The organism is Saccharopolyspora pogona (genome assembly GCF_014697215.1).
In the GTDB taxonomy this organism is placed as follows: Bacteria; Actinomycetota; Actinomycetes; order Mycobacteriales; family Pseudonocardiaceae; genus Saccharopolyspora; species Saccharopolyspora hattusasensis.
The window spans coordinates 8,510,809-8,524,042 of sequence record NZ_CP031142.1; the positions used below are offsets into that span (position 1 = coordinate 8,510,809).

General features: G+C 67.4%; 8 protein-coding genes. 4 read left to right on the forward strand and 4 right to left on the reverse strand.

The features are described from left to right. Nucleotides 1–29 precede the first annotated feature (29 nt). Nucleotides 30–3,917, forward strand: coding sequence for a tetratricopeptide repeat protein (locus DL519_RS40295; protein ID WP_190822730.1), 3,888 nt, complete (start codon nucleotides 30–32; stop codon nucleotides 3,915–3,917). 165 nt (nucleotides 3,918–4,082) lie between these two features. Here DL519_RS40295 and DL519_RS40300 read toward each other — a convergent pair whose 3' ends face one another. Then, nucleotides 4,083–5,495 carry a lipase maturation factor family protein gene (locus DL519_RS40300; RefSeq protein WP_190822732.1) on the reverse strand — a complete coding sequence of 471 codons (1,413 nt, stop codon included), beginning with the start codon at nucleotides 5,493–5,495 and terminating at the stop codon, nucleotides 4,083–4,085. 61 nt (nucleotides 5,496–5,556) lie between these two features. Here DL519_RS40300 and DL519_RS40305 point away from each other — a divergent pair, with 61 nt between their 5' ends. Further along, the gene (locus DL519_RS40305) at nucleotides 5,557–6,381 is read left to right on the forward strand and encodes a putative RNA methyltransferase (RefSeq protein WP_190822734.1); all 825 of its coding nucleotides are present in this window, start codon (nucleotides 5,557–5,559) and stop codon (nucleotides 6,379–6,381) included. Nucleotides 6,382–6,394: 13 nt separating this feature from the next. Here the strand turns inward: DL519_RS40305 and DL519_RS40310 are convergent, their stop codons facing one another. Together DL519_RS40310 and DL519_RS40315 are read right to left on the reverse strand one after the other, a co-directional pair. Continuing rightward, nucleotides 6,395–6,736 (reverse strand): DUF397 domain-containing protein, encoded by a 342-nt coding sequence (locus tag DL519_RS40310; RefSeq protein WP_190822736.1) that lies wholly within the window; start codon nucleotides 6,734–6,736, stop codon nucleotides 6,395–6,397. After that, complete coding sequence (locus DL519_RS40315; RefSeq protein WP_190822738.1) at nucleotides 6,733–7,608, reverse strand: helix-turn-helix domain-containing protein; 876 nt, start codon at nucleotides 7,606–7,608, stop codon at nucleotides 6,733–6,735. Before DL519_RS40315 ends, DL519_RS40310 begins: the two co-directional genes overlap by 4 nt. A gap of 144 nt (nucleotides 7,609–7,752) precedes the next feature. Between DL519_RS40315 and DL519_RS40320 the strand changes: the two genes are divergently transcribed. Further along, nucleotides 7,753–8,067, forward strand: a complete 315-nt coding sequence (locus tag DL519_RS40320; RefSeq protein ID WP_190822740.1) for a hypothetical protein — start codon at nucleotides 7,753–7,755, stop codon at nucleotides 8,065–8,067. A 278-nt stretch (nucleotides 8,068–8,345) separates the two neighbouring features. Further along, nucleotides 8,346–11,630: an NACHT and WD40 repeat domain-containing protein gene (locus DL519_RS40325; protein ID WP_190822742.1), complete on the forward strand. Its 3,285-nt coding sequence runs from the start codon at nucleotides 8,346–8,348 to the stop codon at nucleotides 11,628–11,630. A 44-nt stretch (nucleotides 11,631–11,674) separates the two neighbouring features. On the opposite strand, the gene DL519_RS40330 is transcribed toward DL519_RS40325, so the two are convergent. Beyond that, complete coding sequence (locus DL519_RS40330; protein WP_223840073.1) at nucleotides 11,675–13,135, reverse strand: aldehyde dehydrogenase (NADP(+)); 1,461 nt, start codon at nucleotides 13,133–13,135, stop codon at nucleotides 11,675–11,677. Nucleotides 13,136–13,234: the final 99 nt, after the last annotated feature.

Sequence of the window (13,234 nt, forward strand, 5' to 3'; positions counted from 1 at the left end):
TGCCGCTGGCAGCGAACGCGAGGCGAGGGGTGAGCGAGATTTCCAGGGAAGTGCGCGACTTCAGCGACATCGACCTGCTCCGACGCCGCTGCGACTTCGGCGCGGCGCAGCAGGCCGCCGATGCGGCCCTTGCCCGGGGGGACAGCGCCGAACTGCGCATCCTGCGAGGCAGGGTGACGTTGGGCCGGATCGCCATCCGAACCGCGCTGGAGGAGTTCGAGCGCGCGCTCGAACTCGACCCGGCATCCGAACGCGCGCATGCGTGGCGCATCGCCGCGTTGGAGCGCAGCTACCGCTACGCCGAGGCGCTGGAGTTCGCCGAGTCCGCGCTTGAGCGGTTCCCGGAAGGCGTGTTCGTCCGCGTGGCGATCGGACGCCTGCTCATCGAGATGCAACGACCGGACGATGCGATGCGCCACCTGGAGAAAGCGCTCGCGATCGCCCCGGATGACGTCAATGCCATCGAATGGCGATGCTTCGCGCTGCACGTGGCCGGCGACCTGGACGCCGCCGTTGCCACTTCGCGCGAAGCGCTGCGCCGATTCCCGGACGAGGCAGATCTCGTGGACCTGCTGGCCTTCCTGGAGGTCGAGGAGTTCCGCTACGAGGCGGCGTTGCGCACCGTGGACCGCGCGCTCGAACTGGACCCGTGGCACGAGCTCGCTCATGAGCGCAAGATCTTCCTCTTGCGGCTGCTGGACAGGTTCGAGCAAGCCGAGCGGGCGGCCTCCGAGGCGCTCACCCGGCTGCCGCATTCCCCGGATCTGGTCTGCGAGCACGCACTGGTCGCCAGTCGGCGAGGCCAGGACGATCTGGCCGTCGAGCGCATCGAGCGGGCCGCCGCACCAGACCCGGACAACCCGTTCCTCGCCGACTGGTACGCGACGTTGCTCCGGGACGCGAAGCGGCCCGAAGACGCCGAAACCGTGCTTGACGTGGCCCTGGCCGCGAACCCGGAATCTCCCCGGCTGCTGCTGGAACAGGCGTGGCTGCGCGACGCCCAGGGCCGCTTCGACGAGGCGATCGAGCTGGCGCGGACCGCAGCGCGGATTGATCAGTACCTGCCACGAGCCCGCAGCATGGAGGTCATGCTGCTGCGCAGCGCAGGTCGGCCGGAAGACGCCGGGAAAGCGGCCAGGGACGCGCTGCGGCAGTTCCCCACTCACAGACCGCTGCGGCTCGGGTTGGTCAACTCGCTCAACGTCCGGGGCCGGACCGATGAGGCGTTGCAGGAGTGCGTCCGCTTCCTGGACGACGACCCGTACGACATCGACCTGATCCTCGCCAGGTGCAACCTGCTCAACGGGTTGTACCGCTACGACGAAGAGCTGGCGGCGGCGCAAGAAGCACAGCGCCGGTTCCCGGACGTACCGGCGCTGCGCTACCTGTTAGGGCGAATCCACCGGGCCCGGGCGGACTACGACGCCGCACTTCCGTGGGTGAAACGCACCCTGGACGTGGCGCCGGGCCACGTCGAGGCATTGGAGTCCAAGGCCATAGTGCTCCGCCTGACCAGCCGGTTCGACCGAGCCGAACAGGCCGCCCGGGACGGGCTGCGCGAAGCCCCGCTCGCCCCCGAACTGCATGAGGAACTCTCCCTGGCGTTGTCTTGCCAGGGCCGGTACGACGCTGCGGTCGCTGCGCTGGAAGACGGGCTCGAGGCATGCGGCGAGACTTGGTACCTGCGCCAGGCGCTGATCGCAGAGTACGTCCGCCAGGGCCGCTACGAGGAGGCGTTGCAGGCCACCGATCATGCGTTGGGATCGGACACCGGGAACGTGCCGGCCTTGCTGGAACGCTACGACGTCTTGGTGGAGCTGCGCCGGTTCGGCGAGGCCGAGGCCGTCGCCGCCCGAATGGCCGAGGAGTTCGGTGCGGATGAGGACGTCATCCGCACCCTCGGATGGCGGGAGGTGCGCTTCGGCCGCATCGATGCGGCGATCGAGTACTTCCGTCGAAATTCCAACAGCGACGATTCGATGCTCGCCTTGCAGGATCACGTCAGGGCGCTGCGCATCGCCGACCGTTACGACGAAGCCGTCGCGTTGCTGCGCGGGGAGCTGGCGCGGGAGCCGGATTCGCGGTTCCTCCTGGTGGAACTGAGCCGGACGTTCCGGCAAGCCGGTCGGTTCGAGGACGCCTTGCGGCTGGCGCGCCGGGCGAAGCGGGCGGAGCCGCATTCCCGGGTGGCGATGTGGGACGAGATCGTCGCATTGCGGCGGATGCGCCTGGCCGCGGAGGCCGAGGAAGCCACGCTGGCCGCGATCGAGCGGTTCCCCCAGGACCTGGACTTCTTGCGTCTGCTGGGCGAGATCTACGTCGACACCTACCGCCTCGATCAGGCGCTGTCCTGTGTGGCCAAGATTCTGGCGATCAGGCCGCTCAGCCTGAACGCCGTCGTGCTGAAGGCCGGTGTGCTGCGCAAGCAGCGCAGGTATCGCGAAGCGGAGCACGTCGTGCGCGGTTACCTGCGGCGATTCCCGGGTGATCGGTCGCTGCTGGTCGAGCTGGGCTGGATCGAGCTCGCGCAGCAGCGGTTCACCGAGGCGGAGAAGCACTTCTCGGCACTGCTCGACGACGCGTTCGGACCGGACGAGCGAGGCGATGCGTTCGTGGGCCTGGGCCGGGTGGCGTTGCGCGGCAACGACATCCAGAAGGCGCAACGGCATTTCCGGGCCGCACTGGAGATCGACCCGCGCGACGACGAAACCAGGCTCTCGCTGGCCGCCGCGTTGCTGCGCGACGTCGGAACAGCGCAGCACGACGAGGTGGAACGGCTGTGCCTGGGCGTCATCGAAGACGACCCGTGCGACGACGAGGCGCATGCGCTGCTGGGCGTGCTGAACTTCCGGCGCGGCAACCACGCCGCCGCCGAGCACCACCTGCGCACCGCCACCGAACTCGACCCCTACGCCGGCGCCCACGTCGACCTCGCCGCGCTCTACAGCCAGCTCGGGCGTTTCGACGAGGCCGAGAAGCTGCTGGACCAGGCCGTCGAACGGGACTGGTACGACGTGCAGGCGCACGTCGAGCTGGGCAACGTCTACCTCCAGCGGGACGTCGACGGCGGGGAGCCGGGGGAGTGGGCCGGGCGGGCGACGCAGCAGTTCCGCCAGGCGACCGTGCTGGATCCGGGCAACGGGACGGCCGCGATCGGCCTGGCGCGCTCGGTGGTGCGGTCCTCCGGGGACCTGGTGAGCGCGGAGGAGCCGCTGCGCTACGTGCTCGACAGGTCCGACTGCGACCTGCCGAAGTGGCGCCTGCAGGTCGAGTTGGCCCGGCTGCTGGTCCAGCGGGGCGACGCGACCGGCAGCGAGGACCTCTACCTGGAGGCGCTGGCGGTCGCCCGGGAAGCGATCGGTTCGGCCTCGGACCAGGCCGAACCGTACTTCGTGGCCGGTGTCGCGGCGTACAAGATCGGGGAGAGCGGCGACGTGCAGCTCTCGTCGCTGCACTTCCGCCGGGCGATGCGCTACCTGCGCCGGGTGGAGAAGTTCGACAGCCGGCACTCCGAGGCGCACCGGGTTCGGGTGCTCGCGCAGCAGCGCATCCGGCGGGCCCGCTCCAGCGTGGTCGGCAGCACCGCGCTGATTACCGTGTCGCTGGTGATGCTGGCGTTGATGTGGGGCGCGTTCTTCCTGCGGTACCAGGTGCCGACCGTGCTGCTCGGCACCTTGACGCCGGTGCTCGTGGCGATGGTGGCGATCGGTTTCCTGCTGCCGCTGCTGGTCCGGCTGAAGCTGCCGGGCGGTCTGGAGGCCGATCTTTCCGCGAGCCTGCACCAGGTTTCCTCCGGGCCGACCGGTGAGGTCACCCTCGGCGCCGGGCGTTACGGGGGTCGGCGCAACGAGCAGGCGCGCTCCCGCCCGGCATCGCTCAGCGAAGGTCCGCGCGGGGAGCTCTCCGGGCGCAGCTGACGAAGAGGGCGCGCAGGATGGGATATCGCCCCGCGCCGCGATGTTGGTGGGGTGGAGCGAACGGACCGTTCGCGCCACCCCACGAGGCGAACGGTCCGTTCGCTCCAACCAGCGACCCCGTGAGGAGCGGGACCGCGGCGATACTCACGCCAATCCGCGCAGTCGCTACACCAGGTCCTCCAGCGTCAGGGGCGGGATGAAGTCGCCGACGCGGCTGCGGATCCAGAACGCTCCGGTCTCGCGGCGTTCGGCGCGGGTCGCGAAGCCGTAGCGGTACAGGTGCGCCCGCACGAACACCGGCGGTGACTCCGGGAACGGGTTGTGGCGCAGCAGGCGCAGCACGTGTTCTTCGTTGCGCAACAACGCTTCCACCAGGTTCGGCAGCCACGTCCGGCCGTAGCTGGGGGAGATCGCCAGGAACCACATCAGCCAGTCCAGGCGGAGGTGGTAGGGCGCGACCTGCGGCGGACGCCGGCCCGGGTCGCCGGGCTTGCCCTTGAACTCGTACTCCAGCCAGGCGCCGTCCGCGTCGGCCGCGCCCTCGATGATCACCTCGTAGCGGGTTCGCGTGACGCTGCCGAAGGCGCCGTAGGTGTTGCCCAGGTGCAGCCGGTTGAAGCTGCGGTTCATCACCTGCCGCCGCCCCAGCATGTTCCGCACCGGCCAGTAACTGAGCACCACGAAACCCACCGTCACGGCGAGCACCGCGGCCACGAACCACGGCGGCGGGGCGGTCAGCGGCGGCGGGGCGGGCGTCACCCAGCGCAGCAGCCACGAGCCCATCGCCGAGAACGCCAGCGTGATGGTCAACCAGTTCAGCCAGGCGAAGTTCCCGCTCAGCATCAGCCAGCCCTGCGTCACCACGACGATCAGCGCGGCCACCGTGGCGGCGGGCTGCGGGGCGAACAGGATGAACGGCACCACCAGCTGCGTGCCGTGGTTGGCCACGACTTCGACCTTGTGCAGCGGGCGCGGCAACCAGTGGAACCAGCGGCTGAACGGGCCGGGCATCGGCTGGGTCTCGTGGTGGTAGTACAGCGCGGTGAAGTCCCGCCAGCAGGAGTCGCCGCGCAGTTTGATCAGCCCGGCGCCGAACTCGACGCGGAACAGCAGCCAGGTGAGCAGCCACAGCACCGGTGCGGGCGGGGCGACCGATCCGGGGCCGAGGAAGATCGCCAGGAATCCCGCTTCCAGCAGCAGCGATTCCCAGCCGAACGAGTACCAGACCTGCCCGACGTTGACGATGGACAGGTACAGCAGCCACAACACCAGCCACAGCGCGATCCACGCCCACAACGGCGCGAGGTCGACGACCAGCGCCAACAGGCTGCCGACGACCCCGACCCAGCAGACGCCCGCGTAGAACCGGTCGGAGTAGTGCAGGTGGAACAGGCTCGGCGAGCCGCGAAACGGGACCCGGACCAGGAACCGGGGGATCGGCGTCAGGCCGCGTTCGCCCAGCAAGCCCCGGAACTGGCGCAGCGCGCTGGTGAAACCCAGCAGGTATCCGACCGCGATCAGGTGCTGCACCGCGAACCGCGCGGCCCAGTAGTCGGGTGCCGAAACCCAGTCCCACATCCTCCCCACCCCTACCGGTGGACGGCTCCTAGAATCGCGTACCGACGCTGTGGAGGCGAGCTTGCTGGACGACGTGGTGGTGGTGCTGGCCTGCCCGCACTGCGATGCGGACCTCGACCGGGCCGGGAACAGCCTGCGCTGCCCGGCCAACCACGTGTTCGACATAGCCCGCCAGGGCTACGTGAGCCTGCTGCCCGGCGGCACGAAGGTCGTCGGTGACACGGCGGCGATGGTCGCGGCGCGCGCGGAGTTCCTCGAAGCGGGCCACTACGCCCCGATCGCCGAAGCGGTCGCGACGGCGGTGTCCTCGCTTGCTGGCTGCATCGTGGATGTCGGCGCCGGCACCGGTTATTACCTGGCCCGGGCCCTGGGCGGATCTGACCGGGTGGGGGTCGCGCTGGACGTCTCCAAGTACGCCTGCCGCCGCGCCGCGAAGGCGCATCCGCGCCTGGGAGCGGTGGTGGCCGATGCGTGGCAGACGCTGCCGGTGCGCAGCGGAGCGGCAGCGGCGGTGCTGAACGTATTCGCGCCGCGCAACGCGGCGGAGATGCACCGGGTGCTGCGTCCCGGCGGCGAGCTGGTGGTGGTCGTCCCGAACTCGGGTCACCTCGCGGAGCTGGTGTCCGCCCTCGGCCTCCTGCACGTGGACGAGCGCAAGCAGGAGCGGTTGACCGAACAACTGGCCGACCACTTCGACCTGGTCTCGCAGGAGACCTGCGAGTTCCGCCTGTCCCTGAGTCCGGAGGAGGCGGAGTCGGTGGTGGCGATGGGCCCCAGCGCCTGGCATGCCGACCCGGAAGACCTCCGGGCCCGCATTGCCGACCTGCCGAAGCCCCTCACCCCGACCGCATCCGTCACGGTCGCCCGCTACGCCCGCAGAGGCTGAGCCCCGGAGCTGTTCAGCGGTCGAATCGATCCGCCTTGAGGCCGCGGAGAAACCCGTCCCAAGCATCGGCCCCGAACAACAGCGCCGGACCACTCGGATCCTTCGAGTCCCGAACCCCGGTCACCGAGGCCCCAAGCCCAACCTCAATGCACTGCCCACCGTTGGGCCCGCTGTAGCTGCTCTTACGCCAGACCACGCCGACCTCGACGCATGCTCCGCCGTTCGGCCCGCTGTAGCTGCTCTTGCGCCAGATCACGCCGACTTCGACGCATGCTCCGCCACCTGAACCGCTCCGGCTGCTCCGACGCCAGGCCACGTTGGCTAACTCAGAGGCATCGGCGACATGGGTGTTCATGCTGTGTCCTCCACTAGCTCGGCTAGGAACTTCGTAGATTCTGCGGGTGATAGCGCTCTTTGTTCAAGCTGCGCGAACTCCTCATGGAATCCGGCGATCTCGTGGGGCTCTTCGAGGTACAGGCCGCCCTTCTGGTTCTCGACGTAGACGACTCCGGGATCGTCCGGTCTCGGAAAACCAAGCCACTGAAATGACCCCAGTTGACCCCGATGCGGCCCTGCTTCGAACGGGATGACTTGCAACGTGACCTGCCGGTGACTGCTGACCGTAACGAGGAACTCCAGTTGCTCGCCCATCACCTGCGTACTTCCGACCCGGCGTCGCAGAGCGGCCTCGTCAACGATCGCATGGAGTTTCAACGGGTATTCCGCTCGATCAAGCGCCGTCTGCCGGTGCAACCGAAGTTCCGTCTGCTCGCCAAAATGGCGCTCAGTGGCCGTTAGGCCATCACGAATCACCGCCGCCGCGTACGATCTCGTCTGAAGCAGACCTGGCACGTATCCCAGATCCCACTCGTGGATCTCGCTGGCTCCCCATTCGAGTCCGATGTAGAGGGAGAACCACTCGGGGATCGCTTGGTTACCGTCCCACCAGCCCTTTTCCTTGGCGGTGTCGGCCAGTTGCAGGTACCAGTCGACGCGTTCCGACGGCACGCCGAGGAACGGGAGCATGACCTCCAGATCCGGGCCACTGACGGCGTTCCGCATGCTCTCGATATGCGCGATCTTCGCGTGGTTGCACCGAAGGCGCTTGGCAACGTCGGACTGCTTGAGCCCGGCGGCCTCGCGCAGTCGCTTGATTTCCTGCGCCAGCCATCGACGACCCACGGTCGGGCTGATCGTCTGCGGGCTCGGCGCCTCGGCGTCGTTCACGGTCACCCCTTCAGGTCTGAGCGGTCGCTACCACCCAAACGAGGCCTTGTCGTGTCAAGTTTACTGCGTCAAATTGACTACTGTCACTCTCGGCGCAGGCAACACTACTTTTCGCAACTGTCACCACTGTCACGGGGAGGCTCCATGCGCTGTGCGATTGCCCTTTACCAGGTCGTTCGCCCCGAATCGATCGGCTCGTACGACAGGCTGCTGCTCGTCGAGCCATTGCCCGGGGACGAATCGCTGGACGTGTGGCAGGGATGCCTGCACGACTGGGCGCTGGCGAAGCTCCGTCGAGGCGATCACAGCTTCGGGATGTACCTCGCCGCCGTCGTCCCGGTCGACGACCACGGACAACCGGACGAGTACAGGCTCGACGACCTCATCGAGCAGAACTTGGCGCCGATAGAAACCCACGTCTGCTGGTCCGGCGTCGGCGAGCTCGTCGAAGCGTCGTGAGTGACGCGAGGTGGCGCCTTCGATCGACTATGCGGGTCAAGGCGCCCTCGCGTCGCGGCGCCTTGTGGCGTCCTTGTTGGCCTCGAAAAGTGTTCGATAAAGACGATCGGGCGGCCTGGCACCTCGTGGATCCCAAACAGCTCACCTACAGGCGCAGGCTCCGACTCTTCAGGAAGACGCGCTTCACAAATTGACCGTTTGGCTGCGGGGCGACTCTTGATCACGATACGGTCACGGCTTCGAAATCGTCGGTGATCGTTGAAGGAGCAATTCAAGAGTTGAGCCGCAACGAGATCTCCGGGGTTGTGCAGGGGTCGGCGGTCCAGGCCGAGACGATCGCCGGCGACGTGCACTTCCACCAGCGTGCAAGGCCCCCTGGCGGCTGGTGGATCGGAGCGAGCGCCGCAGGGGTGTTGGTGCTGGTCGGCGTGGAGGAGCTCGCCCGGCTCGGTTGGTTGCCGGTTGCCGTCGGCTTGTTGCTGGCGGGAAGTCTCGCCGCGTGGTGGATGATCCGCCGCGCGATGACAGCGGGCGCCGGTGCGTACCCGCTGGATAGTGCGATTTCCGTGCTGCGGCAACAGGTTCATCGACAGTGGATGGAGGAGCGGAACAACCGGGATCTGCACGAGCCGCGGCCGCTGCGGTTGCGGTGGCGTCCCACCGCACGCCCGGTCCAGGCGAAGCTGACCGACGCGGAGAGTTCTCGGATGGAGCTGCGGCGGGGGGCTTTGGTGCAGGCTGCAGACGACCCTCGGCCTGCCGCAACTGTGCTGGTGGAGGCGTTTCGCCAGGATTCGCGGCGGCAGTTGGTGGTACTGGGGGAGCGCGGTGCGGGAAAGAGCACCCTGGCTCTGCTGTTCACGCTGGCTTCGCTCGATCGCCCCGGGGATCCAGTGCCGGTGCTGTTGTCGGTGGCAGGGTGGGATCCCGAAGAACGCATCGAGGACTGGATCACCCGCAGGGTCGGCGAAGATTACCCGGCGGTGTCCCGGAAACAAGCCCGGCAACTGCTCGACGACCACCTCCTGCTTCCGGTCCTCGACGGCCTGGACGAGATCCCCCGGGGCCTGCTGGGCCGCGCATTGAGAGTGCTCAACCGCTCTGCTGCGGCGGAACTGCGGATGGTGATCACCTGCCGCAGCGCCGAATTCGAACATGCCGTGGCTGCAGGTGGGGCGCTGGTGCACGCCACGGTCGTCGAGATCGAACCGATCAGACCCGACGACGCGCGGGAGTTCTTCGAGCAACGGGACATCGAAGGAGCGCGGCGCTGGGAGAGCGTCATCGATTCCATGACCGAGCAGCCGGACGGGCCGCTCGCCCGGCTGCTCTCAACGCCGCTGATGATCAGCCTGGCCCGGCGGGTCTACCGCCGCCCCGACAGCCGACCGGAGGAACTGGCTGAGTTCGCGGCGACTACCGAAGCAGAACACCATCTGCTGGCGGAATTCCTGCCCGCTGTCTACCCAGACGAGCGCTACCGCGCGAAAGCCCAGCGATGGCTGGTCTTCCTAGCTCACCACCTCGACCGCCAGGGCGACCCGAACTTCGAGTGGTGGCGCCTCGCTAGTGCAGTGCCCCGATGGGTCATCCCGACGATGATCATGATCGCCCCTAGCGCTTCCAGCTTGGCTTTTGTCATGCTGACAGCGCTGTCCATGGGCGGCAGTTCGTACGCGCCAGTCCTTTCGGTGCTCCTCTTCTCGACGTGCGTGATGGTCGGTATGCACGCGGGACGTGCGGCCCACCATCCAGAAGCGCCAGCACCACAGCGCCCTGTACCGGCGGTGCTCAACGGTGTGTTGCGAGACATCGCGACCGCTGGCACGGCCTTCTCCGTGATCAGCTCGGTGTTCCTGCTCGTCGCCCATGCGACCGGTTCGCAGATAGGAAAGATCGCGATTCGCGAATTCATTCCGAAAGGAGATTTTGGGAATGTCGGGTTTTACGAAATCATAGCGCTGGCTATCAGCATCGTCATCAATGTGTTGAGCGTCAGCCGCGGTGGATTGCCCCAGCGCGCCACCCCTCGGCCCCGCACGCTGGTACCGAACCTCGCAATCGGAATGGGGGCCGGGCTGATTCCTGGCCTGGCGGTAGGGGGGCTACTCGGTATGTTCGCCCAGACGCAGGACGAGGTTTTTTGGCGCTTGTCGTACGTGACCGCGTGCATGTCGATGGTAGCAATACCGCTGGGGATGGCGCGTTGGCTGGTCACCCCTGTCCGCCACGAAACGGCCAACTCGCCCGGCAGCGTTCTCCGAAGAGATCGCACCGCGCTGCTCACGGCAGCCGTTGCGTGCGGCAGCATCGTCGTCGGGCTTTCTATGATTTTCGCGTGGCTGACGGGAGACAGCATACTTGCGAATTGGCTGTTATTTCTCGTGATCGGATACTTCGTCACGATCCTAGTGCTTTTCGGCACCGGAGGAGCGTGGATGTCCTACACCGTCTCCCGACTTTGGCTGGCCGCACGGGGGCAATTGCCCTGTCGGCTCACCACATTCCTCCGGAATGCGCACGCGGCCGGGATTCTGCGGCAAACCGGCTCCGCCTACCAGCTTCGCCACGATTTGGTCCGCGCATACCTTGCCGAACAACACCCGGACCACCACCGTGCGGTAAGGCCAGCACCCGGCGAATCTCCTCGCCGCTTGAAGTCGGCTTTCCGCAACGGCGCTCTGTGGCGGCTGGTGCTTGGTCTTGCAGTCTCAATCGCGCTGCTCGGTGGCACGATCGCGTATCTCTTTCCGGTTGGAAATCCGCGAGACGTTTTCCATGCAGGAGTTGGGGAAGTCCTTTCTGGCTCGCCGTTGAGTCGCGATGGTCGTGTTCTGGTTTCGTACTTCTGGGGTGATGATGGGGGGAGAGCAAGGGTTGTGAACATTCGGACCCGCCATTCCTTCGATCTCGGTTCTTCCTTGCGCGATGTGCGGGGCGTCGCGGTCAGCCCAGATGGGGGCACAGCGGCTGTGCTGTGGGATGGCCAATCTGGGAGCCTGGAACTCTGGGATACGAATAGTGGTCGAGTCGCGGCGACCGTACCCGTCAAATTTTCCGGGTATCTGTCCGCGTTGGTGTTCAGTGCGGACGGAAGTGCTGTTATCGCCATTGACGGCAAAGAGAAGGCCATGCGCCTGTTTTCTGTGCGCACCGGTGAGGTCATTCACACGGTCAAAGTGGAACCGCCCTTGATTCCTTGGTATTTGGGCAGTGGTGATTTTGTGGTGGATCCGGAATCGCGGAATCTATTCGGGGTCAAAGTGGATGGCAACTTGTTGGAATGGGACTACGGCACCGGTGTGGCCACACGGATTTCCGATGATGTGTGCGATCGTCCCTTTCGTTGCGGGGTGGCCATCGCCTCTGGTGGAAAGCTTCAGGTAGCTGACTACAGCACGGGAACAATCCGTTACGTCGGCAGCGGGAAAACGGTGCACATCGCGGACGTGGTGGGCTTGAGGCACTCTCTCGACACCTGGAAGCTCAGCCCTGATGGTCGCACGCTGCTCACCTTCGATACCGATGGCAATGTTCGGAGCTGGGATGTTCCAGCGCCCTGAGGGGCCGGGCAGGACGGCCCGGCCCCCTCGCGCTCAGTCGGTCGTTACTTGGGTTCGTGGATGGTTTGCGGGATTCCCCAGGGGTTTTCGTCGCGCAGCGCCTCCGGGAGGAGGTTCTGCGGGACGTTCTGGTAGGTCACCGGGCGCAGGAAGCGGTCGATCGACGCCGTGCCCACCGACGTGAAGCGGGCGTCCGTCGCCGCCGGGTACGGGCCGCCGTGCTGCATCGCCGGGGACACCGCGACACCTGTGGGCCAGCCGTTGAACAGCACTCGGCCTGCGCGCTCGCGCAAGCGGCTCACCAGGGTTGCCGCGAACTCCGCGTCGTCGGATTCGGCGTGCAGCGTTGCGGTGAGGTTGCCTTCGAACGCCTCGGCCGCGAGCCGGGCCTCGTCCTCGGAGGAGTAGGTGACCACAATGGACAGTGGCCCGAAGACTTCCTCCAACAGATCCTGGCGGTTCGCCAGCAGCGTGTCGACGTCGGTGGCCAGCAGCGTCGGCACCGCGCCGTCATCGACGCTGCCTTCCGCCAGCACCCGCACGCCCGCCACCTCCGTGACGGCGGCACGCCGCCCGCAGTAGCCGTCGTGCAGGCGCTCGTTGAGCAGCTTGTGCGCCGCGACGGCCTTCGACTCCGCCGCGAGCACCTCGTCCAGGCCGTGGTCAGCAGGCAGGAACAGCAGCCCCGGCTTGGTGCACAGCTGCCCGGCGTTGCCCGAGTACGACGCTACGTAGCCCTTGGCGATCTCCTCGCCGCGGGCGTGCGCCGCGCTGGGCGTGACGAAGACCGGGTTCAGGCTGCCGAGCTCGCCGAAGAACGGGATCGGCGTGGGCCGCGAATTGGCGATGTCGAACAGCGCGCGACCCGCCGGGACCGAGCCGGTGAACGCCGCCGCCTTGATCCGCGGGTCCTGCAGCGCAGCGGTGCCGACCTCGAAGCCCAGCACGACCTGGAAAGCCCCGTCCGGGGCACCGGATTCGGCCAGCGCCTGCACGAGGATCTCGCCCGTGCGCACCGAAAGCCGCGGGTGCCCGGGGTGGCCCTTGAGCACCACCGGGCAGCCCGCCGCGAGCGCCGAGGCGGTGTCGCCGCCGGCGACGGAGAACGCGAACGGGAAGTTGCTCGCCGCGAACACCAGCACCGGGCCGATCGGCTGCAGGATCCGGCGCAGGTCTGGCTTGGCGCCCAGCGGGAATGCGGCGTCCGCGCGGTCCAGGGTCGCCTGCAGGTAGCTGCCGTCGTCGAGGACCTCGGCGAACAGCCGCAGCTGGAAGGTGGTGCGCTTGAGCTCGCCGGTCAACCGCCCCTCGGACAGGTTGGACTCGGCCATCGCCAGCGGCACCAGCTCGCCGCTGGCGGCGTCGAGCGCGTCGGCGAAGGCGACGAGCTGGCGGGCGCGGGCGGCGGGCGACTGCGCGCCGAAGGCCTCGGCGGCGTCGGCGGCCCGCTGCAGGACGGTGTCGAGTTCGGCTTGGGTGGTGTCCCGAATCCAGGTCGCGGTCAACGTGCCCATCCTTTGCGCGTTGCGAGTGCTTGCCCCCATACCGTAGTACGCCCAACAGCCGATGGGTCGGACAACGTTCGAGATCACGCACCTAGATGG